This window comes from Patescibacteria group bacterium (genome assembly GCA_041650895.1).
Taxonomy (GTDB): Bacteria; Patescibacteriota; Patescibacteriia; order 2-01-FULL-39-33; family 2-01-FULL-39-33; genus CAISTG01.
In genome coordinates, this window is sequence record JBAZKF010000001.1 from 837,103 (window position 1) to 862,290 (window position 25,188).

At 42.9% G+C, this 25,188-nt stretch carries 31 protein-coding genes and 2 pseudogenes; 32 read left to right on the forward strand and 1 reads right to left on the reverse strand.

The genetic code is table 11. The features are described from left to right. Window positions 1-74 precede the first annotated feature (74 nt). The 4 genes from fusA (at window position 75) to WC473_04155 (ending at window position 6,273) form a co-directional block, all read left to right on the forward strand. The gene (gene fusA, locus WC473_04140) at window positions 75-2,207 is read left to right on the forward strand and encodes an elongation factor G (GenBank protein MFA5124981.1); all 2,133 of its coding nucleotides are present in this window, start codon (window positions 75-77) and stop codon (window positions 2,205-2,207) included. 165 nt (window positions 2,208-2,372) lie between these two features. Then, the gene (locus tag WC473_04145; protein ID MFA5124982.1) at window positions 2,373-2,627 is read left to right on the forward strand and encodes a hypothetical protein; all 255 of its coding nucleotides are present in this window, start codon (window positions 2,373-2,375) and stop codon (window positions 2,625-2,627) included. Window positions 2,628-2,759: 132 nt separating this feature from the next. Continuing rightward, the gene (locus tag WC473_04150) at window positions 2,760-3,479 is read left to right on the forward strand and encodes a hypothetical protein (GenBank protein ID MFA5124983.1); all 720 of its coding nucleotides are present in this window, start codon (window positions 2,760-2,762) and stop codon (window positions 3,477-3,479) included. Between the two features lie 100 nt (window positions 3,480-3,579). Beyond that, on the forward strand, window positions 3,580-6,273 hold the full coding sequence (locus WC473_04155; GenBank protein MFA5124984.1) for a valine--tRNA ligase: 2,694 nt from the start codon (window positions 3,580-3,582) through the stop codon (window positions 6,271-6,273). 143 nt (window positions 6,274-6,416) lie between these two features. On the opposite strand, the gene WC473_04160 is transcribed toward WC473_04155, so the two are convergent. Next, complete coding sequence (locus tag WC473_04160) at window positions 6,417-7,121, reverse strand: hypothetical protein (protein ID MFA5124985.1); 705 nt, start codon at window positions 7,119-7,121, stop codon at window positions 6,417-6,419. Between the two features lie 304 nt (window positions 7,122-7,425). On the opposite strand from WC473_04160, the gene WC473_04165 reads away from it, so the two are divergent. The 28 genes and pseudogenes from WC473_04165 to WC473_04300 all read left to right on the forward strand — a co-directional run bounded on the left by WC473_04165 (window position 7,426) and on the right by WC473_04300 (window position 25,179). Further along, window positions 7,426-7,782, forward strand: a complete 357-nt coding sequence (locus WC473_04165) for a hypothetical protein (protein MFA5124986.1) — start codon at window positions 7,426-7,428, stop codon at window positions 7,780-7,782. 172 nt (window positions 7,783-7,954) lie between these two features. Beyond that, window positions 7,955-9,139 carry an elongation factor Tu gene (tuf, locus tag WC473_04170; GenBank protein ID MFA5124987.1) on the forward strand — a complete coding sequence of 395 codons (1,185 nt, stop codon included), beginning with the start codon at window positions 7,955-7,957 and terminating at the stop codon, window positions 9,137-9,139. 160 nt (window positions 9,140-9,299) lie between these two features. Continuing rightward, window positions 9,300-9,632 (forward strand): 30S ribosomal protein S10, encoded by a 333-nt coding sequence (rpsJ, locus tag WC473_04175; protein ID MFA5124988.1) that lies wholly within the window; start codon window positions 9,300-9,302, stop codon window positions 9,630-9,632. Between the two features lie 527 nt (window positions 9,633-10,159). Beyond that, window positions 10,160-10,765, forward strand: a pseudogene (gene rplC / locus WC473_04180) (50S ribosomal protein L3). A 275-nt stretch (window positions 10,766-11,040) separates the two neighbouring features. Continuing rightward, a complete protein-coding gene (gene rplD, locus WC473_04185) occupies window positions 11,041-11,769 on the forward strand; it encodes a 50S ribosomal protein L4 (GenBank protein MFA5124989.1) in 729 nt (242 codons plus the stop codon). Window positions 11,770-11,773: 4 nt separating this feature from the next. After that, a complete protein-coding gene (rplW, locus tag WC473_04190; GenBank protein MFA5124990.1) occupies window positions 11,774-12,211 on the forward strand; it encodes a 50S ribosomal protein L23 in 438 nt (145 codons plus the stop codon). 5 nt (window positions 12,212-12,216) lie between these two features. Beyond that, window positions 12,217-13,065 (forward strand): 50S ribosomal protein L2, encoded by an 849-nt coding sequence (gene rplB, locus WC473_04195; protein MFA5124991.1) that lies wholly within the window; start codon window positions 12,217-12,219, stop codon window positions 13,063-13,065. A 103-nt stretch (window positions 13,066-13,168) separates the two neighbouring features. Beyond that, window positions 13,169-13,459, forward strand: coding sequence for a 30S ribosomal protein S19 (rpsS, locus tag WC473_04200; GenBank protein ID MFA5124992.1), 291 nt, complete (start codon window positions 13,169-13,171; stop codon window positions 13,457-13,459). A 5-nt stretch (window positions 13,460-13,464) separates the two neighbouring features. Continuing rightward, entirely contained in the window at window positions 13,465-13,986 is a 522-nt protein-coding gene (gene rplV, locus WC473_04205) for a 50S ribosomal protein L22 (GenBank protein ID MFA5124993.1), read from the forward strand. 75 nt (window positions 13,987-14,061) lie between these two features. Next, complete coding sequence (rpsC, locus tag WC473_04210; protein MFA5124994.1) at window positions 14,062-14,742, forward strand: 30S ribosomal protein S3; 681 nt, start codon at window positions 14,062-14,064, stop codon at window positions 14,740-14,742. A gap of 131 nt (window positions 14,743-14,873) precedes the next feature. Continuing rightward, window positions 14,874-15,284, forward strand: coding sequence for a 50S ribosomal protein L16 (rplP, locus tag WC473_04215; GenBank protein ID MFA5124995.1), 411 nt, complete (start codon window positions 14,874-14,876; stop codon window positions 15,282-15,284). A gap of 1 nt (window position 15,285) precedes the next feature. Continuing rightward, window positions 15,286-15,471: a 50S ribosomal protein L29 gene (gene rpmC, locus WC473_04220; protein MFA5124996.1), complete on the forward strand. Its 186-nt coding sequence runs from the start codon at window positions 15,286-15,288 to the stop codon at window positions 15,469-15,471. A 21-nt stretch (window positions 15,472-15,492) separates the two neighbouring features. Further along, entirely contained in the window at window positions 15,493-15,732 is a 240-nt protein-coding gene (rpsQ, locus tag WC473_04225; GenBank protein MFA5124997.1) for a 30S ribosomal protein S17, read from the forward strand. Between the two features lie 38 nt (window positions 15,733-15,770). Then, window positions 15,771-16,139: a 50S ribosomal protein L14 gene (gene rplN / locus WC473_04230; protein MFA5124998.1), complete on the forward strand. Its 369-nt coding sequence runs from the start codon at window positions 15,771-15,773 to the stop codon at window positions 16,137-16,139. A gap of 96 nt (window positions 16,140-16,235) precedes the next feature. Then, window positions 16,236-16,541, forward strand: coding sequence for a 50S ribosomal protein L24 (gene rplX, locus WC473_04235; GenBank protein ID MFA5124999.1), 306 nt, complete (start codon window positions 16,236-16,238; stop codon window positions 16,539-16,541). A 2-nt stretch (window positions 16,542-16,543) separates the two neighbouring features. Further along, window positions 16,544-17,092 (forward strand): 50S ribosomal protein L5, encoded by a 549-nt coding sequence (gene rplE / locus WC473_04240; GenBank protein MFA5125000.1) that lies wholly within the window; start codon window positions 16,544-16,546, stop codon window positions 17,090-17,092. A gap of 39 nt (window positions 17,093-17,131) precedes the next feature. After that, window positions 17,132-17,317, forward strand: coding sequence for a type Z 30S ribosomal protein S14 (locus WC473_04245; GenBank protein ID MFA5125001.1), 186 nt, complete (start codon window positions 17,132-17,134; stop codon window positions 17,315-17,317). 6 nt (window positions 17,318-17,323) lie between these two features. Beyond that, entirely contained in the window at window positions 17,324-17,731 is a 408-nt protein-coding gene (gene rpsH, locus WC473_04250) for a 30S ribosomal protein S8 (GenBank protein ID MFA5125002.1), read from the forward strand. Between the two features lie 38 nt (window positions 17,732-17,769). Then, window positions 17,770-18,315 (forward strand): 50S ribosomal protein L6, encoded by a 546-nt coding sequence (gene rplF / locus WC473_04255; GenBank protein ID MFA5125003.1) that lies wholly within the window; start codon window positions 17,770-17,772, stop codon window positions 18,313-18,315. Window positions 18,316-18,326: 11 nt separating this feature from the next. Then, a complete protein-coding gene (rplR, locus tag WC473_04260) occupies window positions 18,327-18,680 on the forward strand; it encodes a 50S ribosomal protein L18 (GenBank protein ID MFA5125004.1) in 354 nt (117 codons plus the stop codon). Between the two features lie 2 nt (window positions 18,681-18,682). Then, a pseudogene (gene rpsE / locus WC473_04265) lies at window positions 18,683-19,165 on the forward strand (30S ribosomal protein S5). A gap of 143 nt (window positions 19,166-19,308) precedes the next feature. Then, window positions 19,309-19,743: a 50S ribosomal protein L15 gene (gene rplO, locus WC473_04270; protein MFA5125005.1), complete on the forward strand. Its 435-nt coding sequence runs from the start codon at window positions 19,309-19,311 to the stop codon at window positions 19,741-19,743. Window positions 19,744-19,803: 60 nt separating this feature from the next. Next, the gene (secY, locus tag WC473_04275) at window positions 19,804-21,081 is read left to right on the forward strand and encodes a preprotein translocase subunit SecY (protein MFA5125006.1); all 1,278 of its coding nucleotides are present in this window, start codon (window positions 19,804-19,806) and stop codon (window positions 21,079-21,081) included. Window positions 21,082-21,207: 126 nt separating this feature from the next. Then, complete coding sequence (locus WC473_04280) at window positions 21,208-21,885, forward strand: nucleoside monophosphate kinase (GenBank protein MFA5125007.1); 678 nt, start codon at window positions 21,208-21,210, stop codon at window positions 21,883-21,885. A 681-nt stretch (window positions 21,886-22,566) separates the two neighbouring features. Beyond that, a complete protein-coding gene (map, locus tag WC473_04285) occupies window positions 22,567-23,334 on the forward strand; it encodes a type I methionyl aminopeptidase (GenBank protein MFA5125008.1) in 768 nt (255 codons plus the stop codon). A gap of 4 nt (window positions 23,335-23,338) precedes the next feature. After that, the gene (ruvX, locus tag WC473_04290) at window positions 23,339-23,722 is read left to right on the forward strand and encodes a Holliday junction resolvase RuvX (GenBank protein MFA5125009.1); all 384 of its coding nucleotides are present in this window, start codon (window positions 23,339-23,341) and stop codon (window positions 23,720-23,722) included. Next, window positions 23,719-24,279, forward strand: coding sequence for a DNA repair protein RecO (gene recO, locus WC473_04295; GenBank protein ID MFA5125010.1), 561 nt, complete (start codon window positions 23,719-23,721; stop codon window positions 24,277-24,279). The genes ruvX and recO overlap by 4 nt, the downstream gene beginning before the upstream one ends. A gap of 51 nt (window positions 24,280-24,330) precedes the next feature. After that, window positions 24,331-25,179, forward strand: a complete 849-nt coding sequence (locus WC473_04300) for a hypothetical protein (GenBank protein MFA5125011.1) — start codon at window positions 24,331-24,333, stop codon at window positions 25,177-25,179. The last annotated feature ends 9 nt before the right edge of the window (window positions 25,180-25,188 follow it).

Genomic DNA, 25,188 nt, shown 5'->3' on the forward strand with positions numbered 1-25,188 from the left:
TATAAAATTTAAATATTTATCAGTATTATCATTAAAATTAGTAATCATTAATTCGTAATTTGTAATTAACCAGTATGCCCCGTAAAACACCCTTAGAAAGAATTAGAAACATTGGTATTATCGCCCACATTGATGCGGGCAAGACTACCGTATCAGAGCGCATTCTTTTTTATACCGGAAAGAAGCATAAGATCGGTGAAGTCCATGAAGGTGAAGCCACTATGGACTGGATGGAACAGGAACGCGAACGCGGTATTACCATTACATCCGCCGCTACCACTTGTTATTGGCCTAACGCCGATTGGCTGGGCGGTCAAGATATCCAAATCAACTTAATTGATACCCCAGGCCACGTGGACTTTACTGCTGAAGTGGAGCGCTCTTTGCGCGTCTTGGATGGCGGTGTCATTGTTTTTGACGGCGTGGCCGGCGTGGAACCGCAATCTGAAACCGTCTGGCGTCAATCAGAGAAATATCATGTGCCCAAACTTGGTTTCATTAATAAAATGGATCGCATGGGCGCAAACTTCTATAATGATCTAAAATCAATCTATGATCGTTTGACTCCTCATGCCCATCCTATCCAGTTGCCGATCGGCGCCGCTGAGACTTTTACCGGCATCATTGATTTGCTTGAAATGAAAGCCGAGGTTTACAAGGATGATTTGGGAACCAAATGGGAAATCACCGACGTGCCTGCCGATGAAGCGGAACGCGCTAAAAAATATCGCCACGAGTTAGTGGAAGCTATTGTGGAAACTGACGAAGCCTTGATGGAAAAATATTTGGCCGGTGAAGAGATCTCGGTAATTGATTTGAAGAAGGCATTGAGGAAAGCCACTATTGCTAATAAGCTTATACCGATATTATGCGGTAGCGCCTTAAAAAACAAAGGCGTGCAATTTTTGCTGAATGCCGTAGCCGAATACCTGCCTAATCCTTTGGAGGTTCCGGCTCCTATTGGCCACAGTGTTGAAGATGAGACAAAAGAAATACCTTTAGTTGTCTCTGATGATGTGCCGTTGGCCGGTTTGGCATTTAAGATTGCTACCGATCCCTTCGTCGGCAAATTGGTATTTTATCGCGTATATTCCGGCGTTTTGAAATCCGGCTCTTATATTATTAATAACAAAACCGGCAATAAGGAACGCATCGGTCGTATTTTGCGCATGCACGCTAATTCGCGCGAAGAGGTTGATGAGGTATACGCCGGAGAAATCGCCGCCTTAGTCGGCATTAAGGATGTTACTACCGGTAATACTCTGTCTGATCCGTCTTTCCCTATACTTTTGGAATCAATTAAATTTCCCGATCCGGTTATTGATATCGCTATCGAGCCTAAAACTAAGGCCGATCAAGAAAAGATGGCTTTGGCTCTATCCAAGTTGGCAGAAGAGGATCCGACTTTCCGCGTTCACACTGATGAAGAAACCGGCCAAACAATCATCTCCGGTATGGGCGAGTTGCATCTGGATATTATTGTAGATCGCATGAAACGTGAGTTTAAAGTAGAAGCCAATATTGGCAAGCCCCAGGTCGCCTATCGTGAAACTATTAAAGGCAAGGCCGAAGCTGAAGGCAAATATATCCGCCAATCCGGCGGTCGTGGCCAATACGGCCATTGCTGGTTGCGTGTGGAACCGTCCGAACCTAATCAGGGTTTTGTTTTTGCTGATGAAGTTAAAGGTGGTGTTGTGCCTCGCGAATTTATTAAGCCGATTGAAAAGGGCGCCAGGGAAGCGACAGAGCGAGGTATTCTGGCCGGTTATCCCTTGATTGATGTCAAAGTCACCGTTTATGACGGTTCTTACCATGAGGTTGATTCGTCCGAAGCCGCCTTTAAGATTGCCGCCTCAATGGCTTTGCAGGACGCCGCCAAGCGCGCCACCCCGGTCATCTTGGAACCGGTGATGAAAGTCGAAGTTACTACCCCGGAGCAGTTCATGGGCGATGTTATCGGTGATTTGAATGCTCGTCGCGCTGTCATTAATTCTATGGAAGATCGAGGTGTCGGAGCTTCGGCCGTTAAGGTCATTAGCGCGCAAGTGCCGTTGGCCGAGATGTTCGGCTACGCCACTATCGTGCGTTCCATGACCCAGGGTCGCGCTAATTACTCTATGGAGTTTTCTCGCTATATGGAAGTGCCGAAGAATGTGGAGATGAAGATCATTGAAGGTCGCCAGGGCAAAAAAGAAGAAAGACGCTAAAGATTTTAAATATAAAAAATACTCCGATAATTGTCGGGGTGTTTTTTTATATTAATTCGTTTATAATCAAGATTAAAATTTTATTAAATATTAAAATAAGGTTATTAATTATTTGTGGTAGGTGGTTTTTATGTTATAATAGGGTTGTTATAATAAGCTATAGTTATGCATAAATCATTTGAAAGAACCCTTATCGGTCCTTATCGCGATATCGCCAGGGAACAGATGCAGCAAAGCAGAGAACCGGAAGTTACCAGTAAAGACAAAGCAGAACTTGAAATGGTGTTAAATTGGCATCTTGAGAATAGGGCTAAGCAGTCATCTTTGGAGAGGGGTACTGTTAAGGGGAAGCAAAAGACTCTCAGTAATCAAAGAGAAATTTTTGAAATTCAAAAAAAGAAACAGAAGTTGGTGGAATAGCTGGAAAATGAGAGGGTCAAATTAAATAATCCTGACTATCGCCCGGAAAGAATTCCCGGAAGTCGTGAAGTCATTGCCGAAGGAGATCAGTATTATGTTATTGAGGAGGACGGCGGTAGGGTCCCGATAACTTTGGGAGAAATAATTACTGATCAGAGATTGGGTTTGAAATATTATTTGGATTCGGCAAGTATTTCCAGAGCCGTTAGGAAAAGATATATTTTTGAGAGAGTAAAAGGCCAATTGCAGGATTTATTGGATTGTCAGATTATTTTGGATCAGCCGGAAATGGCTCCCGCCGTTGTGATTAAAAAAACTATAATTAACGGAAAGCGTAAATTTTTGGATAATAATAAGGGTTTTATTGCGGAAATCATGGTAACTAATTTTTTGGATAAATTATCCTGGGATTTGGACGCTGATTTTGAATTGATTAGGACTGATGTTTACGAAGACGCAAAAAATAAGATTGATTTCGCTATTAGGCGCAAGCGTCATTATCGAGGCGTCAAAATTGAGAATGAAGAAATTGATAGCCAACGGCCAGCCGCTAAATTAGGTTTGGGTATTCAATTTACCATTAAAAAGGAAGGATTAGGAAGAAAACGTAAACAAGTTCAAGGAATTAGAGAAACAGTAAAAGAGGGAGGAGAATTGGACGATATTGTTTTAGTCAGGGTGCCATTAGAGAGTTTAAACATCATTTTTTCTCAGTGGGTAGCGGACGGTCGTCAGCCCGGCGGACCGGACAAGCTTTGGGATACGGCGATTAAACACGCTATCATTGGGGGTGTATTGAAGGGTCTGATGAGTCCCGAAGAAATTCAAGAGATTAAGGATAAGGTTAAATAAAGATCAGCGGTAAAAATACTCCGGCAGCTGTGCCGGAGTATTTTTGTTTAAAAACTTGAAAAAAATAGCATATTTTAGTACTATTAAGGCAATATAATATATGTCAAAAATAGAATTAGCCAAGGCGTATGACGCCGAATCTGTCGAAGACGGAATCTACCGCAAATGGGAAGAATCCGGTTATTTTAATCCCGATAATCTGCCGGGTGAACGGCCGGAGAAATTTGTCGTCTCCATGCCCCCGCCCAATGTTACCGGCGTTTTACACTTGGGTCATGCCCTGGAGAATTCTATTATGGATATCGAGTTGCGTTACCAGCGACTCAAGGGTAAGCGAGCATTACTTGTGCCTGGAACAGATCATGCGGCTGTGGCTACTCAAGCCAGGGTGGAAGATGAACTCAAAAAACAAGGCATCAAGCATCCGCGTCAAGAGTTGGGTCGCGAGGAACTGCTGAAAAAAATTCGCGAGTATGCAGAAGAAAAAAAATCAGTTATTTTATCGCAGATAAAAAAAATAGGTACATCCTGCGATTGGTCGCGTTTAGCTTATACTTTTGATGAACCTCGTACCAAGGCGGTGAATGAATTATTCCGTCGGATGTTTGCCGATGGTTTGATTTATCGCGGTTATCGCGTAGTCAATTGGTCGGTTAAGGGGCAATCCACCTGCTCTGATGATGAGTTGGTATATGAAACCGTTAAGACTACGGTTTATACTTTTAAGTATAGTCAGGATTTTCCTATCGCTATTGCCACCACTCGTCCGGAAACCAAATTGGGTGATACGGCTGTGGCAGTTAATCCTGATGATGATAGATATAAACAATACATCGGCCAGAAGTTTACGGTAGATGTTGGTGCGGCTAAGCCGCTTGTCATTACGATTATTGCCGACAAAAATGTTGATGTGAATTATGGCACGGGCGCGGTCGGCGTTACGCCGGCGCACAGCCAGATTGATTTTGAGATGTATGAGCAGAATAAAGATATTGGTATTATTCCGGTTATCGGTAAAGACGGTCGGATGTTACCTGTCGCGGGCAAAGATTATGATGGTTTGACTATTAATGAAGCCCGGGAAAAATTCGTAGATTGGCTTAAAGCTAATCATCTCTACATTAAAGAAGAGGAGGTTGAACATAATGTCGGCAAGTCGGACAGGTTCGGCGATGTGGCTGAAGCGCTCCCCATGGAGCAATGGTTTGTGGATGTAAAAAAGCAGATTCCCGGCCGCGGTAAAACCTTAAAGGATTTGATGCGCGAAGCCGTAACCATCGGCCATAATCATGACAAAAACAAAATTATCAAGATTACGCCGGAGAGATTCCACAATACTTATTTGCATTGGATTGATAATTTACGCGATTGGTGCATCTCCCGTCAAGTTTGGTGGGGTCACCGCATACCCGTGTGGTATTGCGACGATTGCGGAGAAATATTTTACTCTGATCAACCGGTAGACAAATGTCCCAAATGCGACAACAGCCAGGTACGTCAAGATGAGGATACCTTAGATACTTGGTTTTCTTCGGGTGCCTGGACTTTTTCCACTTTGGGCTGGCCGGAGCAAACTGACGATTTAAAAAAATACCATCCGACAACTTGGATGCAAATGGGTTATGAAATTTTATTTTTCTGGATGGCCAGAATGATCCTGATGACCACTTATGCTCTTGATGACATTCCTTTCAAAGATGTTTATATTCATGGCATTTTACGCGCCAAAGACGGCCGTAAGTTTTCTAAATCTTTGGGTAATGGCCTAGATCCGTTAGAAATTATTGAAAAATACGGCACTGACGCTTTACGTTTGTCTTTAATTAAGGGTACGACCGCCGGCAACGATGCCAGGTTTTATGAAGAGAAGGTGGAGGCGGCGAGGAATTTTGTCAATAAATTATGGAATATTTCCCGCTATATCCTGTCTACCGTGGAAAATCCTCGGTTGGTAGAAGTGGCGCCGGAACCCATTACCCTAGCTGATAAATGGTTATTGGATAAGTTAAATGCTAAAATCTACGAAGCCACCAAGCAATTGGACAATTGTGAGTTCTCTTTGGCCAGTGAGATTTTGTATGACTTTACTTGGAGTGATTTTGCCGATTGGTATTTGGAGGTCGCCAAAATAGAAAAAGGTAAGGATGATATTCTGCTTTATGTTCTGCAAACGCTATTAAGACTCTGGCATCCGTATATGCCGTTTATCACTGAAGAGATTTGGGACAAATTAGCGGACGAGAGAATATTAATGGTGGAGTCCTGGCCGGTTAGTAAAGAAGTGGGATTATGGGATAAGATAAAAGAGATAGCATATTTGTCAGTCAGCGAAGGTGGCAATGATTTTGAAGTTGTCAAAGAGTTAATCATAGCGATTAGGAATCTGCGCGCGGAAAATAAGATTGAACCAGCTAAGTTGATTGATATTGTAATTATTAGCGCTAAAAAGGAATTATTGGAGTCGCAAGCAAAGATTATTAAGCGTCTGGCACGGCTGCAAAATTTGGCGATTGATTCTGTCGGAGTCAAACCGGAAAATTCCGCGGTTAAAGTTATTGAAGGATCGGAGATTTATTTAGTCTTGGCCGGGCTGATCAATATTGGAGCAGAAAAGGAACGCTTGGCTAAAGAAATTATGGAGACGGAAAAATACTTGAGCGGTTTGCAAAGCAAGATGGATAATGAGGAATTTGTGAAAAATGCACCCAAAGCAGTGGTGGAAAAAGAAAAAGAAAAGTTGACTGTTGCCGAAGAGAAGCTTGCTAAATTACGCGAGCAAGTCAATAGTCTATAGCTCACTATTTTTTACGATATTTTCATATTCATTTTTATAAAAAGTTAGTGCAACACCTGTTTGTTAGCGTCTTTATTAAATACATAATTTTTTGAATAAAAAAGAAACCCCGCACTGCGCAAGCAGGGCGGGGAGTTGTGTAATTAGGCGATCTCGGCGGCTTCCGAGCGCATTTTATCAAAGGCGCTTTTTTTGGTGGCGTGAGATCCCCATTTAACATAAGAACTATGACTCATCTGCTGGGCTTTTGCAATATTGCCTCGGCAGATCATGAGGCAGCAGCCAAACAAGTCAAATAGATCGCGCGGGGCGTTGCGATGGCCGTACTTTATTTTTCCCGCAACGATTTGTTTTTTCCCGTCAGTGATAAGCTTTTGGCGGTATTGTCTTGCCCGATATATGGTAGCTAACGCCCCTATGGTTTCGGCGGCTCCCAATTGTACGCCGATTTCCAGGCAGACGAAGTCATACCAATAGCCATACCCGAATGGCAACGGCTTGAATAAATACCGACAGCCGTCGATGGTGTCGACATACTCTGACAATTCTTCCGCTTTGGGAATGCGCGGTATTTTCTGGAAAAAAATGTCGGCTTCAATAAAGTATTCTTCCGCTGATTTTAGTATTCCGTCGAAACACGGGGCGTCGGTCAGCAGTACGCTTCCCGTGCATTGTAGCGCGGCTAAGTCGGCTCTGCCGATTTTGTCAGCTAAGACGTTCATGGCTTCCAAGAAAAGCTCATCCGCGATATGCAGGGCGAAGTTATTGTTGTTGAAATCGCTTGCATTTCCTTCGCCTTCGTTTATGAACACAACATGCAGGTCGCGGCGTGGTCCGTATTCTCTCATTCTCTGATACTCCTTGTTCTTCGGACTTTAATAAGGAACAGATAGAACCGCCATCGTCCACATAAACGATTTTGGTTTCGGATATAGCCAATCGCCCGACAAAGACGATTAACATAGTATTATATCAAATAGTCATGCTTTTGTCAATGTTTTTAACAAATAGTTATCCACACCCTTTAATTTAGTCGTTACTACTTTACAAAGTCCTGCTTTTACTATATTATTATTAAATCAACGCTAAATTATTGCCAGTTAAAGCGGTTAGACAGTATTCAGCCGCTAATTTATCAACTCAGCAATTAATATGCCTAATCTCACAAAATTAGTAAATTTACTCAAAAAAACAGGTGATAAGGCCATTGTTTTGGATGAGCACGGTGAACCGGGCTATGTTATTATGACTGTCGCTGATTATGAAGATTTAATTTTAGGTAAATCCGGCGTCTCGGGCTTGACAGAAGACGAACTTTTAGATAAAATAAATCGTGATATCGCCATTTGGAAGGATAATCAAGAATTAAGAGAATTATCAGTTGATCAGTACAATTTTGCTAAAGACATCGGAGTTGTCCCTGGTGATGAAGTTTTCTCTGAATTTAGCCAAAATAGTCAAGAGATTCAGGATGAGGATCGATATTATTTTGAGCCGGTAAGTGGTTAAATTGATTGTGAGGTAACTGTGGAAAAAACATAGTACCGCTCCCTCTTGATTTTTTTTGTTTTTGTGATATAATAGTCAAGCTAATAAAAATAATAAATAATACTAAATAATCTTGAGTTCTGGCTAAAACTCCCCGGATTTGAGGGCGAGGAACTCAAAAAGGATAACTAACATGGCAGAAGCATTCAACAGAAGCAAGCCCCACGTTAATGTGGGTACCATCGGTCACGTCGACCACGGCAAAACCACTTTGACCGCGGCTATTTTGGCTACTTTAAGCGCTCGCGGTTTTACCGCCCAGCACAAATCAGTCGATCAGATTGACGCCGCTCCGGAAGAAAAAGCCCGCGGTATCACTATTGCGACTGCTCACGTAGAATACGAAACTGAAAAGCGCCACTATGCTCATGTGGATTGCCCAGGTCATGCTGATTATATCAAGAACATGATCACTGGCGCCGCCCAGATGGACGGAGCTATTTTGGTTGTGGCCGCCACTGATGGTCCTATGCCTCAGACTAGAGAGCATATCCTTTTGGCTTATCAAGTCGGCGTGCCTTATATCGTTGTTTTCATTAACAAGGTTGATCAAGCCGATCCGGAAATGATTGATTTAGTAGAAGGTGAAATCCGCGAATTGTTGACCAAGTACAATTATCCCGGCGAAACCACCCCGATTATCAAGGGTTCTGCTTTGAAGGCCTTAGAAAATCCGAATGGTTCTGACGCTGATTGCATTATAGAGTTAATGAACGCCTTGGATACTTATATCCCTGAGCCGCAGCGCGCTACCGACCAGTCTTTCTTAATGCCGATTGAAGATGTCTTCTCTATTGAAGGCCGCGGTACCGTTGTTACCGGTAGAATTGAACGCGGTATAATTAAGACTAACGAGGAAGTAGAAATCGTTGGTTTGGCCGATACTAAGAAAACCGTTGTTACCGGCATCGAAATGTTTAATAAATCTTTAGATGAAGGCAGAGCTGGTGATAATGCTGGCATTCTCTTGCGCGGTACTAAGAAAGAAGAAGTTGAGCGTGGCCAAGTTTTGGCCAAACCGGGTTCCATTACCCCGCACTCAGAGTTTGAAGCCGAAGTCTATATCTTGTCTAAAGAAGAAGGCGGACGCCACAAACCCTTCTTTAATGGCTATAAACCACAATTCTATGTCAGAACAACTGACGTAACCGGTGAAATCACTTTGCCGGCCGGAACGGAAATGGTTATGCCTGGAGATACCGTTAATGTTATCGTCAAACTAGGTAAAACCGTTGCCATGGAAGAGAAAATGAAATTCGCTATTCGTGAAGGTGGCCATACTGTCGGCGCCGGCGTTGTAACGAAGATCGTTAAATAATTTTTCAGGATTCATCATACTTAGCGGGGAGAAGCGCAAGTTTGTCCCCGCGATAGTAGAATGGATTAGTTAAATTTGTAATTTTTAAAACTATTCTGCCTTAGTCATTGCGTCCGTTATAAATTAATTAACGTATTCGGACGGTAAGACCAGTATAACTATGACCACTAAAGTAGCCGAGGGCAAAGCCCACCAAAGAATCAGGATCAAGCTTAAAGCGTACGATCATAAGATTATTGATAACTCTGCCAAGAAAATTATTGAGAGTTGCCATCGTTTTGGCGTGAAGGTTGTCGGTCCGGTACCCTTGCCTACAGAAAAACGCAAGTACACCGTTAACCGTTCCACTTTCGTGCACAAGAATGCACGTGATCAGTTTGAAATGCGTACGCACAAGCGTTTGATTGATATTATTGATCCGACCGCCCAGGTCGTTGACGCCTTAATGGGGCTAAATTTGCCAGCTGGCGTAAATATTGAAATTAAAATGTAGTTTTACAATTAGGAACCAAAGACAGTACGTTTTTTTTGGGGGGGGGAGATGAACGTCAGAAACCCTGACGCGGGACAAGCTATATTCAAGGTGTGGCCGAGGGAGTTACACAGTATTTCCCGTTGATAGCAGGTACTAAGTCCCCCTCCCCTTATTTTGGGAGAAAGGTCCGTAAACTTCTGATTAGATTTCTGGGGGAGCGCCTCAGTATCGAAAAGAATACCTTTCTCCTTTGTCTCTGGTTCCTAATTGATAATTAAAATATAATTCGCTTCGTTATTAAACGAGGCTAGGCCTAAGCGGCCGCTAAAGAAAATGAAGAAAGATCCCAAGCTTAAAGCAGCAATCAGCGGGAAAACCTTCATGAGTAGGGAGCAGCCCGCAAAAAGGAGTTTTACCTAAAAACCACAACTTAATAACGACTGTAGCCAATTTTTGTCTTTAGAAGATGAATTGGGTAGGGCGTGTTAAAGTTAAGGTTCGGGTAAAACCGGACTTTTTGTTTAAATAGCAAATGTGATTCAAAGATTATGAAATTCATTTTGGGAAAAAAAGTAGAAATGACACAGCTGTACAAAGAAGATGGCACAGTTGTTCCAGTAACGGCAGTTTTGGCTTTGCCTAATGTTGTTACTCAAGTCAAATCAACCGATACCAAGGATGGCTATAACGCTGTTCAAGTCGGTTTTGGCGTTGATAAAAAACCGGGTAAATCCAGAATCGGTCATTTGAAGGATTTGCCATTAGTTAAAACCGTCCGCGAATTCCGCTTGGCCGATAAAGAGGTTGCCGGTGTTAAACGCGGTGACATTATTACGGTGGAAGTTTTTGCCGAAGGCGATGCTATCGCTGTAACTGGTCAATCCAAGGGTAAGGGTTTTCAGGGCGTGGTCAAACGTCATGGTTTTCATGGTCAGAATTCTTCTCATGGCCATAAGGATCAAGAAAGAATGCCTGGTTCTATTGGCGCCGGTGGAGTTCAGCGTGTTTTTAAGGGCCGGAGAATGGCAGGACAAATGGGTGATGAGCAGGTTACTGTATCCGGACTTCAGATTATTGCCGTTGAACCGGAAAAAAACATTTTATATGTCAAAGGCGCTGTTCCTGGAGCCCGTCATGGTTTGATCATGATTTACGGTCCCGGAGAGATGATAATCAAGCAAGAAGAGCCGATGAAAGAAAATTTAGCGGAACAAGTCGTTGAAGCTCCGATTGCTGAAACTAAGGAAGTTAAGGTGGAATCACCGGAAGAAAGTGTTACTGAGACTAAAACTGAAACTAAAGAAACTATTGTTGAAGCAGCACCAGTTGAAGAAAATAAAATCGAAGAAGCAAAAGAATAAATAAGTTATTGGCCATAAGCTATCCGCCAGTTGGCAGAGCTATACGCCATAAGCCATATATAAGTATGAAATTCCCCGTATACAATTATCAAGGTGAACAAATAAAAGATACAGAGCTGCCCGCTCGGTTGTTTGGCCGTGCCGTCAATACAGCCGTAGTTCATCAAGTGGTTATTGCCCAAGAAGCTAATTCTCGCGAAGTTCTGGCTCACACCAAAACTCGGGCGGAAGTACGCGGTGGCGGTAAGAAACCCTGGCGCCAAAAAGGCACCGGTCGCGCTCGCCACGGTTCCAGCCGTTCCCCGATCTGGGTTGGCGGCGGTGTAACTTTTGGTCCGAGAAATGATCGCAATTTCACCCAAAAGGTAAATAAAAAAATGAAGCAAGCGGCTCTGGCTATGTGTTTATCCGATAAAGCCGCCAGCAAGGGATTAATCATTTTTGATAAATTGGAGAATCCTGCCGGTAGAACCAAGGACTTGAATGCTTGGCTTAAAAATATTAAGAAAGCGATTACTGGACTGAAAGACAGCAAGAAATTTCTTTTGGTGATGAGCGAAGCGGATGATAAACTGACTCGTGCCGCTAAGAATCTTAAAGGCGTGTCAACGATTTCTGCCAAGAGCTTGAATTGTGTTGATCTGCTTAAGGCCGATGCTTTGCTGGTTGGTATCAAATCAGTGGAAGAAATTGATAAAGCTTATAAACAAGTTAAAGAAAAAACTAAGGAAAAGGCCGTAGTCAAAGTTGCTAAGGTTAAGAAGACCAAGACCGCTAAGACTAAGACTAAGTAAGCATATGGGTTTATTCAATAAAAAAACAACTAAAGAAGAAGAACCGAAGGTTGTGGCGGAAAAAGCCATTGAAGTTAAAGAAGAAGCCAAGGCTGTTAAGGCTGTTAAACCAGTGAAGTCTGCTAAGGCCGTTACTGATAAAAGCAGTGTTAAGGTTTCGGTTTATGGCGTTTTGATCGCTCCATTATTGACGGAGAAGACCGCTTCCGGCGAAGCTAATAACCAATATGCCTTTGCGATTGACGCCAAGGCGACTAAGAATGAAGTTAAAAAAGCGGTAGAAAGCCGCTATGGCTTGAAGCCGGTTAGTGTTAATGTTTCAAATGTACGCGGTAAATTCGTCCGTTTCGGTCAGCAATTCGGCAAGCGTAAGAATTGGAAAAAAGCCATTGTTACCTTACCCAAAGGCAAGTCGATTAATGTTTATGAAGGTATTAAATAACAGATATGTCCATCAAGATTTATAAACCAACAACTCCCGGGCGTCGTCAGACTTCGGTCTTGACCCGCCAAGATATTACCGCCACTAAGCCGGAAAAGTCTTTATTGATTTCAGCCAAACGTATGGCCGGCCGTAACGCTCAAGGGAAAATAACTGTACGCCATCAAGGCGGCGGAGCCAATAAAAAGATCCGCGTGATTGATTATCGTCGCGATAAGTTTGATGTGCCTGCCGTGGTTAAGACGATTGAGTATGATCCAGGCAGAAATGCCCGTATCGCTTTACTGGCTTATGCCGATGGCGAGAAACGTTATATTGTGGCACCTCAGGGTTTGCAAGTCGGTGAAACTGTCTTGAGCTCACAGAATAAAATTGAATATAAATCAGGCAATGCCATGCCTCTTAAGCATATTCCCGCTGGCGTTGTTGTTTATAATGTGGAGATTCTGCCCGGTCGCGGCGGCCAATTGGCTCGCGGTGCCGGCACTGGCGTTAATTTGATGGGTTTTGACCGCGGTTTTGCTCAACTTAAGATGCCATCGGGAGAAGTTCGCTTGGTGCCTGAGACGGCTTTGGCGGTTATCGGCATAGTGTCTAATCCTGATTTTAAGAATATTCGCTGGGGCAAAGCCGGCAGGATGCGCCATCGTGGCATCAAGCCGACGGTTCGAGGCAAGGTTATGAATCCGGTTGATCATCCTCATGGTGGCGGTGAAGGCGTAAACCCGATTGGGTTGAAGCATCCTAAGACTCCTTGGGGCAAACCAGCTCTAGGCGTTAAAACCAGAAAACAAAAGAAGGCATCCGGTAAGTTTATTCTAAGCCGACGTCCATCCCGAAAAAAGAAAAAATAAAAATTAGTCAAAAGCTAAAAATCTATAAAGCTGAAAGAAATAATAATCTGTTAATGAATTGACTTTATAGACTTTAGACTTTCAGACTTTATAAATAATATTTATGTCTAGAAGCCTTAAAAAAGGTCCCTACGTCGATCCCAAACTGTTAAAGAAAGTCCAAAACACCCCCAAGGGTGCTAAGGTTGTCATTAAAACCTGGGCCAGAAGCAGTACGATTACTCCGGAAATGGTTGGTTTGACTTTTGGCGTGCATAACGGCAAAGAACATTTGCCGGTGTTTGTGGTAGAAAACATGGTCGGCCACAAGCTAGGGGAATTTTCTCCGACTAAGAAGTTTTTCCGTCATGGCGGCAAAATCCAAAAAGCCATTGAACAGGGAGCCAAAGTTTAAACTATATGCAAGTTATCGCTAAAATGAACAATTTGAGAATAAGTTATCGTAAGGTGAGATTAGTGGCTAATCTGATTAACGGTTTGACTGTGGAAAAAGCCTTGATGCAATTAACTTTCAGCAAGAAAGCGGCGGCTAAGGAATTATTAAAATTACTTAAATCCGCTATTGCTAATGCCAAGGAGAATTATGATTTGACCCCGGATAATTTGAAGATTGCCTCGATTACGGTTGATGCCGGTCCGGTATTGAAACGTTGGCAGCCCAGAGCTTTCGGTCGCGCCACGCCTCTTCGTAAGGAATCATCCAAGATCAAAGTAATTTTGGAAGAAATTGTCGCTTCCGGTAAGGCTAAAAAGGAAAAGAAGACTGATACCTCTGATATTATTAAGGTCGGAACCGGAGAGTTTGATGAACTCAAAGATATCGCTGGCAAACAGGAAGGCAAGAAAGAGATAAGGAAAGCCAAAGCTAGCGATAGGGGATTCGCCTCTAAAATTTTGAATAGGAAAACAGGTAGCAAATAAGAAATAAGAATTAAAAAGTTATCGGCTATAAGCTATCCGCCAGCTGGCGGAGCTACAAGCCATAAGCTAATATTTATGGGTCAAAAAGTTAATGCCAAAGGTTTACGGCTAAATATCAATAAAACTTGGGAATCGCGTTGGTTTACAGAGAATGATTTTTCCGAGTATCTGAAACAGGATGTCCGCATCCGCAGGTTTGTGATGAAAAAATTCCGTAATCTGGGAATCTCCAAAGTCGAAATGGAACGCTCACCAAACGCCATTGTTTTGAATATCCACGCCTCCCGCCCCGGATTGATTATCGGTCGCGGCGGTTCTGGAGCTGAAGATTTGAAGAAGGAGATTAAGGATAAATTCCTTAAAGATGATTTCAGCCGCAAGAAGGGGTTAAAGAATATCAATGTCAATATTCTGGAGTTAAGCGATCCTAACTTGGACTCTGCTTCTCTTATTCAGTCTATGGCAAGCGATATTGAAAAACGCATTCCTTTTCGTCGTGTTGTCAAACAAGCCATGGGTCGGGCGGAAAAGGCCGGCGCCAAAGGCATTAAGGTTATCATTACCGGACGTCTGGATGGGGCGGAAATCGCTCGTCGCGAGCTTTTTCTGTACGGTAAAGTGCCTCTACATACCTTGCGCGCCGATATTGATTATTGTCGCGGCATTGCCCAGACTATTTACGGCACTATCGGAATCAAGGTGTGGATCTATAAAGGCGATATCTTTAATGACAAGGAAAGTAATAAGCAAAAGTAATAAATAATTAATTTAAACAAGTTAATAATTACGGATTACGGATTACGGATTACGGCTTAGGCCTAATTTACAATCCGTAATTGTCAGAATAATGATTCGTAGTTCGTAATTTGAAATTCGTAATTGAATATATGTTGATGCCTAAAAAGTTAGCCCACAGAAAACAACATCGCCCCGATGTCAAAGACGGCGTTGCCACTTCCGGCAACTACGTAGCTTTTGGCTCGTTCGGACTCAAAGCGACAACGGCCGCCTGGGTGTCGGCACAGCAATTGGAAGCGGCTAGACGCGTCTTGGCTAAATATATCCGTCGCGGCGGCAAGAGTTGGATCAGGGTTTTCCCGCACAGCGCCATAACAGCTAAAGGCAGTCAGACCACGATGGGTGGCGGCAAGGGCGCGCCGGAAAAATATATTGCCACAGTCCGTCCGGGGAATATTATTTTCGAGCTTGATGGTATCTCCGAAGTTGAAGCGAGACAAGCCCTAACCTTGGCCGCTTATAAACTGCCGATTAAAGCAAAAGTAGTGAAGAAACAATAATATGAATATCAAGGAATTAAATTTAAAAGAAGTTCCCGAGCTTAAATCGTTGATTAACGATGCCAGAAAAAAACTGGACGAATTGAAATTCAAGGTTCATCAGGGGCAGTTGAAAAGCGTCAGGGAAATTCGTGTCCTAAAGAAGGACATTGCTTTGATTTTGACTGCTTTAGCGTCCAAGAAATAATTAGTTATTTAGCATACATATATGTCTGAGAAGATTTTAAGAAAATTTAAAGGTACAGTGGTGTCGGACAAGATGGCCAAGACTTTAGTCGTGGTGATACAATCTTTTAAGATGCATCCCAAGTACGGTAAACGCTACAAAGTCAGCCGAAAATTCAAAGTGCATGATGAGAAAAACCAGTATCATGAAGGCGACGTGGTGGAATTTGTCGAATGCCGGCCGTTGTCTAAAGACAAGAAATGGCGAGTAATATACAAATAACAGTTAAAAGTCATTAGGATTCATAAGCTAACCATTATATGATTCAGTTAAGATCAATAGTTAAATCAGCGGATAATACCGGCGCCAAACGCTTGGCTGTTTTTCGTGTCTGGGGAGGTTATAAAAAGCGTTATGCCGGGATTGGCGATATTGTCACTATGTCGGTTAAAGAAGCCGTACCCCATTCCGCGGTTAAAAAGGGCGATGTGGTTCATGGTGTTGTGGTCAGGGCCAGAAAGGAAATTCGTCGCGCTGACGGTTCTTATATCCGTTTTGACGATAATGCCGTAGTTTTGATTGATGCCAAGAAAGAAATGCGCGGCACGCGTATTTTCGGGCCGGTTGCCAGAGAACTGAGAAATCTTGGTTACCAGAAGATAATCTCTTTAGCGCCGGAAGTGCTATAGAAAGCTAAAAGTCAAAAGTCCATAAAGCTAAAAGATTAATCCGATACTTATGCCTTTACAGGCTTTCGACTTTACAGGCTTTTAAATAATAATACTATGAAAATAAAAACAGGAGACAAAATAAAGATGCTGGCAGGCAAGGATAAGGGTAAAACCGGTAAGGTCTTGCAGGTAATGACTACAGACAATAAAGTCGTGGTTGAGGGTTTGAATTTGCTGATCAAGCACCAGCGTCCCAAGCGTTCCGGAGAAAAAGGCCAGAGAATACAGTTTCCTTCCGCTGTGGCCATGGCTAAGGTCGCCTTAGTTTGTCCCAAATGCGGCCAGGCCGCCAGAGTTGGTTATAAGATAGTCGAGGATAAGAAGTTTAGATTTTGTAAAAAATGTAAAGAAACAATTTAAATATGACATTACGTTTACAGGAAAAATATAAAAAAGAGGTCGTACCCGCTTTGCAGAAAGAATTCGGCTATAAGAATATTATGGCTGTGCCTAAAGTTACTAAGGTGGTGTTGAATGTCGGCATAAACTCCCGCAATACCGATAGTGGCTTTCTTGATGCTGTGGAAAATACTTTAACCAGAATCAGCGGCCAAAAACCGGTTCGCACTAAAGCTAGAAAAGCCATCTCTGCCTTTAAAGTTCGGGAAGATATGGTAGTCGGCGTAGTCGTGACTTTACGTGGTCGAAGGATGTATGATTTTTTGGACAAATTGATTAATGTTTCTTTGCCTCGCATCCGTGATTTCCGCGGTATGTCAGAAAAAAATATTGACCAACAAGGCAATCTGACAGTCGGTTTTAAAGAACATATTGTTTTTCCGGAAATCCGCTCTGATGAAGTTGAGCGTATCCATGGCTTGCAAGTTACTGTTACTACTAATGCCGGAGAACAGAAAGCTGGCAGTGAATTATTCCGCTTACTGGGTTTTCCTTTCCAAAAGAAACAATAACTTATTTTATTAATTTAGAGATTTCATTTTAAATATTTTATGGCTACCGAAGCACAAATTGCTAAATCCAAAAGGAAACCGAAGTTTTCCACCCGAAAGGTCAACCGTTGCTGGAGATGCGGCCGACGTCATGGTTTTATCCGTGATTTCAAACTTTGCCGTATTTGCTTCCGCGAACTCGCTACTAGCGGCCAGATTCCTGGTATTACTAAATCCTCTTGGTAAATAATTATATCTATGACTGACACAATCGCAGACATGCTTACTCGCATCCGGAATGCTTCTCGGATAAAAAAGGGTGAAGTTTTCATACCGTTTTCCAAAATGAAGTTGGAGATTGCCAAAATTTTAAAGCGCGAAGGCTTTATTTCTGATTTTGAAGAAATCCAACCGGGCACCGAAGGTTATAAATTCGGCGGACTTAATGTTGTCTTAAAATATGAAGACGGCCAGCCGGCAATAACTGCTATTAATCGTATTTCCAAGCCGGGACGTCGCATTTATGTTGATAAGGACAATTTGCCTGTTGTTATAAATAATTATGGCATTGCTATTTTGTCTACCTCCAAGGGATTGATGACTAATCGTCAAGCCAAAAAAGTGGGATCGGGCGGAGAAGTTTTGTGCGAAGTTTACTAATCTAATTATTATCATCAATTACTCAATTGATTCAATATATGTCCAGAATCGGAAAAAATCCTATTAGCTTTCCGGCCGGAGTCGAGGTCAAAGTTTCTGACGGCTTGGTTACGGTCAAAGGTCCCAAAGGCAGTTTACAAGAGAAACTGCATCCTTTAGTTTCCGCTGAAGTTAAAGACAATTCTATTATAGTCAGTGTTGAAAATCAGGAAGTCAAATCACAGCGCGCCTTATGGGGGTTATTCGGCAGTTTGATCCGTAATATGATCAAGGGAGTCACTGATGGTTATAGTAAACAGTTGGAGATTTCTGGTGTCGGGCAAAAATTTGCTGTCAGCGGCAAGAAGGTTGTCTTAAATGTTGGTTTTTCTCATCCCGTAGAGTTTGCCATTCCCGAAGGTATTACTATCACAACTGAAGGCAATATTATGACGATCTCCGGCATTGGCAAGCAGTTGGTTGGTGAGACAGCCGCGCAAATTAGACGCATTAAGAAAGTTGAGCCGTATAAAGGCAAAGGAATTAAATATGTCGGCGAACAGTTTATTAAGAAAGCTGGCAAGGCGGCGGCGAAAGCGAAATAATAGCAATTATTATGAATAAAGTCAAAGCTAATAATTTAAGAGTCGAAAGAAGAGCCCAGCGAGTGCGAGCTAAGGTTTCCGGTACAGCCGGTTGCCCGCGGCTTTCAGTTTATCGCAGTTTAAGTCATATCCAAGCCCAATTGATCGATGATGCCAATAGTAAGACGATCGTGGCGGCTACTGACCTAGAAGTCAAAGTTAAAGGCGGTAAGACGGAAAAGTCCCAAGCCGTAGGAAAACTTTTAGCGGAGAAAGCCAAGGAGAAGGGAATCGCTTGCGCCGTGTTTGATCGCGGCCAATTTAAGTATCACGGCAGGGTTAAGGCCTTGGCCGAGGGCGCCAGAGAGGGCGGATTAAAAATATAAATATGTTGAAAGATAACAATAAAAAAGATTTTAGAAGAAAAGGTCCAAGACCTCCGCGTGAAAAACCGGAGTTTGATCAAACGATTGTAGAGATCGCCCGCGTTACCCGTGTTATGGCCGGAGGCAAACGTTTAAGTTTCCGCGCCTGCGTGGTTATCGGTGATCGCAAGGGTCGTGTCGGCATGGGATTGGCGAAAGCCAAAGATGTGCCGCAAGCCGTACAGAAAGCTGTGCGTCAAGCCGAGAAGAACATAATCAAGGTGCCGATCCACGAAGGTACCATCACCCATCAGGTGAGGATTAAAGTTGGCGCGGCTAAAGTCCTGCTCAAGCCGGCTCCTCCCGGTACCGGTATTATCTCCGGCGGCGCCGTTCGTATTGTTTTGGAATTGGCCGGCATTGAGAATATCGTGTCCAAGATTTTTGGCACCGGCAACAAGATTAACAACATCCGCGCCACCATTGAAGCTTTATCTATTCTGAAAAAATCCAAGTTCGGCAAGAAGGAAAAAAAAGAAGATAAAAAAGAAGAAAAAGCGGTAGTAGCCGAAATTGCCTAATTAGTCCTATTCAATTGTTAATATTATAAAGCTACGGGCCACCGGCCATAAGCTATAAGCTATTACGTATGTCATTATCATTATCTAATATCAAGCCCGCCAAAGGATCCAGAAAGAAAGCCAAAGAAATCGGACGTGGCGGTAAGCGCGGTTCATTTTCCGGACGCGGCATCAAAGGCCAAAAAGCCAGAAGTGGCGTTTCCGGCTTGAAAGCCTTGGGATTGAAGCGTTTAGTGCAGTCTACGCCAAAATTGCGCGGTTTCAGGTCAATTTATCCTAAATTGGCCGTCGTTAGTGTTGGCAAATTAGAAGCTTTTGAAGACGGCGTTATTGTGGACATCAAAAAATTAATTCAACACGGTCTCTTGGATAAAAACAATAAACAGGTTAAAATTCTAGGTGAAGGCAAATTGACCAAAAAATTGACCGTTGTGGTTGATGCTTGCTCTGCTTCAGCTAAGGACGCTATTGAACAGGTCGGCGGCAAAGTGGAAATAAAGTAAGTCAAAAGTCTTTGAAGCCGAAAGAATAGTTAGCTTTACTGATTTTATAAACTAATTTCTATGTTCGAAAAGTTCAGCCAAATTTGGAAACTTAAGGATCTGCGCAACAGCATCTTGTTTGTGTTGGGCATATTGGTTGTTTCTCGCATCGTCGCTACCATTCCCATATCGGGAATCGACGCGACCGGCCTGAAGCGGATTTTTGATAATAACCAGATTTTGGGATTAATGAATATTTTTTCCGGCGGTGGCATGAGCAATTTTTCTATCGCCATGATGTCGGTGGCTCCTTACATCACTTCTTCCATTATTTTTCAGCTCTTAACCATGGTGGTGCCTTCTTTGGAGGAATTATCCAAGGAAGGGGAGTATGGGCGCAATAAGATTAATATGTGGACACGTTGGCTGACTGTGCCTTTGGCCATTGTGCAATCCGTGGCCATGATCCAATTATTGCGTAAGGCCGGTGGCGCCGCCCTATTTGCTTCTTTCACTCCAATGAATATGCTGGTCGCTGTTGTTTCCATCACTGCCGGCACGATTTTTGTCATGTGGTTGGGAGAGCTTATTTCCGAAAAGAAAATCGGCAATGGCATATCGCTGTTGATTTTTGCCGGTATCGTTTCTCGCTTGCCCAGCGTCCTCACTCAAACAGTTAATAATTATACTCAGGCGGAGATTATTAATACCGTAGTTTTTGCCTCTATCGCTTTAGTGACGATTATCGGTGTGGTTATCATCACCGAAGGCCAACGAAATATTCCGGTGCAATACGCCCGGCAGATGCGTGGCGGCCGAACTGTAGGTGGCGCTTCTAGTCATCTGCCTTTGCGCGTTAATATGGCTGGAGTTATTCCGATTATTTTTGCCATCTCTTTAATTATCATGCCTCAGACCCTGGCTCAGTTATTTACCCAGGCGAAAACCGAAGTCGTTGCCCACGCCGCCCAATGGGTGATTATGCTGTTTGGCAACCAATGGTTCTATGGCATTGCTTATTTTGTTTTAGTGGTTGCTTTTACTTATTTTTATACGGCCGTAGTCTTTCATCCGGAACAGGTGGCGGAAAATCTTCAGAAGCAAGGCGGTTTTGTCCCAGGCACTAGGCCGGGAAAACCTACGGAGGAGTATTTGCAGAATATTGTATCCCGCATTGTTTTAACCGGCGCGTTGTTTTTAGGTATTATAGCTGTTTTGCCGATGATTACCGCCGGCTTAACCGGTACTAGGAGTATGGCCATCGGCGGCACTTCGCTTTTGATTGTTGTTTCTGTGGTTATTGAAACCGTTAATCAGATTAATGCCCAGTTAGCTATGAGGGATTACGAAGAAATCTAAGTCAATTACCAATCATAATTTTTATTAAAATATATAAAAAGAGGCGTACAAACGTCTCTTTTTAGTTGATTTTTTGTTACATTTAAGTTAAGATGGAGGAAGTATAAATTACTAATTGAATTATCTATGAATAAAAATGACAAGCCATTCGAGCTAATTGTTTTGGGCCCGCCAGTCTCCGGTAAAGGAACTCAAACTGAACTTATCGCTAAGACTTTTGATATCCCGCACATCTCTACTGGTGTTATTTTGCACGCCATCAAATCCGATGTTTCTAATCCTTTAGCTGTCGAAGTTGTGGGTTATATGGATAAAGGCCAATTAGTTCCGACAGAGTTGGTTAACCGCTTGGTAGCCGATAGGATTAAGCAGGATGATTGCCGTTTAGGCTATGCTATGGACGGTTTTCCGCGTACTTTGGAACAGGCGGAATTTTTGGATAAAAGCGCGGATGTTGATTATGTATTTTCGATTAATGTTTCTGATGAGACGATTGTGGAGCGCATGTCCGGTCGTCGGGTCTGTAAGAACGGCCATACTTTTCATTTGAAGTATTCACCGCCTAAGGATTCGGCAGTCTGTGATATTTGCGGTGAGCCGTTATTCCAGCGTGATGATGACAAAGAGGAGACCATTAAATCACGTTTGGAAGTGTATCACCGTGAAACCGATGCCATTGTTAAATTTTATCAGGATAAAGGATTATTAATGGAGATTGACGGCGAAAAACATATTGAAGAAGTTTATCAGCAAATCGTCAGAAAAATGGTAGGAGATTTACGAGGCAGGATCGGCTGGGAATAGATTCATATAAATTAAAAACCCCGGGTCGGCGCAATTGCAGACTCGGGGTTTTTTGTGCGATTTTATTAATGTGGAATAAGACTGTGCAGAAGTGCAATACGTATCATTTGGGTTAGTAGGGCGGATGCCGATATTATCAAAAAAATATAAGCAAAACACGCGTCCCGAGTGGAAATCTGTTTATTTTTTTCTCCTTCCCAGACTATTGTTCCTATGTATGCTAATGCGAGCATTAATACTAAGCCAATATAGAGTATCATGTTTTTTCTCCTTTTGCTAGTTATTAATTCGATCTTACTTTTTCCAGCGACTGTCCATATTCCGCTGGAATTGCTGTTCAGCTTCGTATCGCTGTCTCAGATCATTTGGGTTCATTAGGAGCTCCCACAGAAGTTGTCCGCGGCAATCCGGTGCTGTCGTTTTGTGTAACTTTTTCCACATCCGGTATTCTTCGACGAATTCTTGGCAACGTTTTTTGATCATATCCCACATAAGTGTCTCCTTAGTGTCTCCTTGTAATGTCCCTTTTCCTAAAGACTTCAATATAGTATTATAGCATACTTTGTTTTTTTGTCAATATATTTATCCATAACTTGATTATTAATTTATTATTTGTTTAAATTTAGCTAAATTAAGCTAGATAAGTTGGTAAAAAAATAGCCGATAAGTTATAATTAATTTATGATTAAACTTAAAAACCAAGAACAAATTAAGATTATAGCGGAAGGCGGTAAAATCTTGGCCAAAATTTTGGATTTAGTGGAAAAGCGGATAAAGCCCGGCGTCACTACGGCCGAACTCAATGATTATGCCGAGCAACTAATTAAGGAATACGGGGCAACGGCCAGTTTCAAGGGTTATAAAGCCGCTTGGGCGGAACACGTTTACCCGGCGGCTTTATGCGTCTCCACCAATGAAGAAGTGGTTCACGGCATTCCTGATGATAATCGCCGTTTAAAGGAGGGTGATATTGTCGGGCTTGATTGCGGAATAAAGTATAAAGGATTATATACTGACATGGCGCGAACCGTGGCTGTGGGAGTTATAACGCAAGAAGCCAGACGTTTAATGACTATTACTAAGGATTCGTTGTATTTGGGCATCAAAGAAATCAAATCGGGTAAAAAGTTATCCGACATCGCTAAAGCCATCCAAGCCGAGGCTGAGCGAAACGGTTTTGGCGTGGTACGGCAGATGTGCGGCCATGGCGTTGGCTTCGCCGCCCATGAAGAACCGCAGGTGCCCAATTTTTGGCCGGCTGGCGTGCCGGATGCAGTTTTGGAAGAAGGCATGGTGTTGGCGATTGAGCCCATGCTGAACTTAGGTGGCTGGGAGGTTGACACTTTGGATGATGGCTGGACGATTGTTACGAGTGACGGGTCGCTATCAGCGCATTTTGAACATACGGTCGCCGTTACTGCTGATGGTTATCAAATCTTAACAAAATAATGTTATGAAATATTTAGGTATAGATTATGGCGAAGCTAAAGTTGGACTGGCCATGGGCGATGATGAGTCGGGTATGGCTTTGCCGCTTAAGATAATCAAAAATTCGGGTCGGCAAAATTTGCTTAAGGAATTGGCGGAATTTATTATTGCCGAAGATACTGAAAAAGTAGTGGTGGGGTTGCCCATTAATACTCGAGCCGAATCTTCAAATCAAACGGAAAACGTCAGGCGCTTCAGCGAGGAATTAGCTAATTATACTCAGGTGGAAGTGATTCTTCATGACGAACGTTTTTCTTCTCAGGAAGCACAAAAATTGCGTCCCGGAGTCCAGGATGATGATTTGGCCGCCATGATTATGCTCCAGTCATATTTAGATATTAATCGATGACTTTTTTAACCAACGCTTACATTTTACGCCAGGCTCCCCGCGGCGATTATGACTTGGCGGTTACGGCTTATACCAAAGAGTCGGGTAAAATTACCGTCGTGGCCAAAGGCGCCAAGAAAATGACCTCCAAACTCCGGTCGCATCTGGAGTTTTTTTGCTTGACCAGATTAATGGCCGCTCCCGGCAGTGGGGTTTTTCGCTTAGCCGGAGCCAGTATCATCCAGGTTTTTAAAGCGATTTGTCTGGAGCCGAGCCGGGCTGTTTATGCTTTAGCCTATTTGGAGACGGTAGATCTTTTGACTCCCAGCCAGTCGCCGGATCAAGAGTTATTTTGTTTATTGAACAATTTTTTTGTTCAGCTTGATGCGGCTTCAGATGGCAAACAGCAACGGCTGGCATTTAATCTGTCCGCTTATGACCTATTGGCTCATCTGGGTTGGCGGCCACAGCTTAAATCACGAAGTCAGAAACAATTAACCTTGGAGCTTGGCCGGCTGATAACCGAGGCGGGGGATAAAGAGTTAAAATCTTTTTATTCTTTGTCGCGTCAGGAATAAAAGTGGAGAATAATCTCCACTTTTATTTTTGTTTATGATATAATAAAATATATGGAAGAAACAAACATGCCGTCTATTCCTTCAAGCGAATTGACTAGTAAACAACTAAAATGGAGTTATTGGTATGTGACCAATAAATTATTTTTGCGCCGGGTATTGATTGTATTCCTAATCATCGTGGCTGTTTTATTTTGGCTTTATGCTTTGTACGGCTTAATTACTTATTTGTTGGATTTTAATCGCCTAAATACCGAAGCGGCCAGCATGTTGCATTCGCCTTCAGCCGCTCAAACTATTTTAGATCAGAGTCGCCCCCAGCCCTTGAAGTTTTCCGAGGTAATAGTATTGCCCGCCGCTGCCGGCCATTATGATTTAGCGGTAGAAGTTAGAAATCCTAATGCAGATTGGCTGGGTTTGTTTGATTATCGTTTAAGCGCCAACGGTTCAACCTCCCCGGTTCGTTCCGGTTTCATCCTTCCTGGCACTGATAAATATCTTATCGGCATCGGTTCGGACAGCACGCAAGCGAATTTTATCGCCGAGAACTTTCGTTGGCAAAAAGTAGAGAACTTTTCCGTCCTGCAGAAAAGTCGCGATCGTTTTGTTATTGAAAATGAGCAATATTTGTCCCCGACCAAAGTCGGCGAACCGTCGCGCATAAGCTTTGACATTAGCAACGATTCATCCTATGGTTATTGGCAGGTTAATGCCGTAGCGCTGCTTTATAGCAGAGGATCCATTGCCGCTGTTAATTATGCCACTATCACTCGCCTGGAATCATTGGAAACAAGGACGGTTGAAATGAATTGGGCGCAAGATTTGCCGACAATTGATAGTATTCAAATCTTGCCCGAGGTAAATTATCTTGATGTGAGCAGTATTATACCGCCCGGCTATTAAACGGTTGAC

Excerpts from the sequence above, each read along its gene's own strand:
- rplV (MFA5124993.1), top strand. The coding sequence starts at position 13,465 with ATGCAAGTTATCGCTAAAATGAACAATTTGAGAATAAGTTATCGTAAG.
- WC473_04145 (MFA5124982.1), top strand. The coding sequence starts at position 2,373 with ATGCATAAATCATTTGAAAGAACCCTTATCGGTCCTTATCGCGATATC.
- rplD (MFA5124989.1), top strand. The coding sequence starts at position 11,041 with ATGAAATTCCCCGTATACAATTATCAAGGTGAACAAATAAAAGATACA.
- WC473_04280 (MFA5125007.1), top strand. The coding sequence starts at position 21,208 with ATGAATAAAAATGACAAGCCATTCGAGCTAATTGTTTTGGGCCCGCCA.
- rplN (MFA5124998.1), top strand. The coding sequence starts at position 15,771 with ATGATTCAGTTAAGATCAATAGTTAAATCAGCGGATAATACCGGCGCC.
- map (MFA5125008.1), top strand. The coding sequence starts at position 22,567 with ATGATTAAACTTAAAAACCAAGAACAAATTAAGATTATAGCGGAAGGC.
- rplB (MFA5124991.1), top strand. The coding sequence starts at position 12,217 with ATGTCCATCAAGATTTATAAACCAACAACTCCCGGGCGTCGTCAGACT.
- WC473_04155 (MFA5124984.1), top strand. The coding sequence starts at position 3,580 with ATGTCAAAAATAGAATTAGCCAAGGCGTATGACGCCGAATCTGTCGAA.
- rpsS (MFA5124992.1), top strand. The coding sequence starts at position 13,169 with ATGTCTAGAAGCCTTAAAAAAGGTCCCTACGTCGATCCCAAACTGTTA.
- rpsC (MFA5124994.1), top strand. The coding sequence starts at position 14,062 with ATGGGTCAAAAAGTTAATGCCAAAGGTTTACGGCTAAATATCAATAAA.
- WC473_04160 (MFA5124985.1), bottom strand. The coding sequence starts at position 7,121 with ATGAGAGAATACGGACCACGCCGCGACCTGCATGTTGTGTTCATAAAC.
- secY (MFA5125006.1), top strand. The coding sequence starts at position 19,804 with ATGTTCGAAAAGTTCAGCCAAATTTGGAAACTTAAGGATCTGCGCAAC.
- rplX (MFA5124999.1), top strand. The coding sequence starts at position 16,236 with ATGAAAATAAAAACAGGAGACAAAATAAAGATGCTGGCAGGCAAGGAT.
- fusA (MFA5124981.1), top strand. The coding sequence starts at position 75 with ATGCCCCGTAAAACACCCTTAGAAAGAATTAGAAACATTGGTATTATC.
- recO (MFA5125010.1), top strand. The coding sequence starts at position 23,719 with ATGACTTTTTTAACCAACGCTTACATTTTACGCCAGGCTCCCCGCGGC.
- WC473_04300 (MFA5125011.1), top strand. The coding sequence starts at position 24,331 with ATGGAAGAAACAAACATGCCGTCTATTCCTTCAAGCGAATTGACTAGT.
- rpsQ (MFA5124997.1), top strand. The coding sequence starts at position 15,493 with ATGTCTGAGAAGATTTTAAGAAAATTTAAAGGTACAGTGGTGTCGGAC.
- rpmC (MFA5124996.1), top strand. The coding sequence starts at position 15,286 with ATGAATATCAAGGAATTAAATTTAAAAGAAGTTCCCGAGCTTAAATCG.
- WC473_04245 (MFA5125001.1), top strand. The coding sequence starts at position 17,132 with ATGGCTACCGAAGCACAAATTGCTAAATCCAAAAGGAAACCGAAGTTT.
- rplE (MFA5125000.1), top strand. The coding sequence starts at position 16,544 with ATGACATTACGTTTACAGGAAAAATATAAAAAAGAGGTCGTACCCGCT.
- rplW (MFA5124990.1), top strand. The coding sequence starts at position 11,774 with ATGGGTTTATTCAATAAAAAAACAACTAAAGAAGAAGAACCGAAGGTT.
- rplO (MFA5125005.1), top strand. The coding sequence starts at position 19,309 with ATGTCATTATCATTATCTAATATCAAGCCCGCCAAAGGATCCAGAAAG.
- rpsJ (MFA5124988.1), top strand. The coding sequence starts at position 9,300 with ATGACCACTAAAGTAGCCGAGGGCAAAGCCCACCAAAGAATCAGGATC.
- rplF (MFA5125003.1), top strand. The coding sequence starts at position 17,770 with ATGTCCAGAATCGGAAAAAATCCTATTAGCTTTCCGGCCGGAGTCGAG.
- ruvX (MFA5125009.1), top strand. The coding sequence starts at position 23,339 with ATGAAATATTTAGGTATAGATTATGGCGAAGCTAAAGTTGGACTGGCC.
- tuf (MFA5124987.1), top strand. The coding sequence starts at position 7,955 with ATGGCAGAAGCATTCAACAGAAGCAAGCCCCACGTTAATGTGGGTACC.
- WC473_04165 (MFA5124986.1), top strand. The coding sequence starts at position 7,426 with ATGCCTAATCTCACAAAATTAGTAAATTTACTCAAAAAAACAGGTGAT.
- rplR (MFA5125004.1), top strand. The coding sequence starts at position 18,327 with ATGAATAAAGTCAAAGCTAATAATTTAAGAGTCGAAAGAAGAGCCCAG.
- rplP (MFA5124995.1), top strand. The coding sequence starts at position 14,874 with ATGTTGATGCCTAAAAAGTTAGCCCACAGAAAACAACATCGCCCCGAT.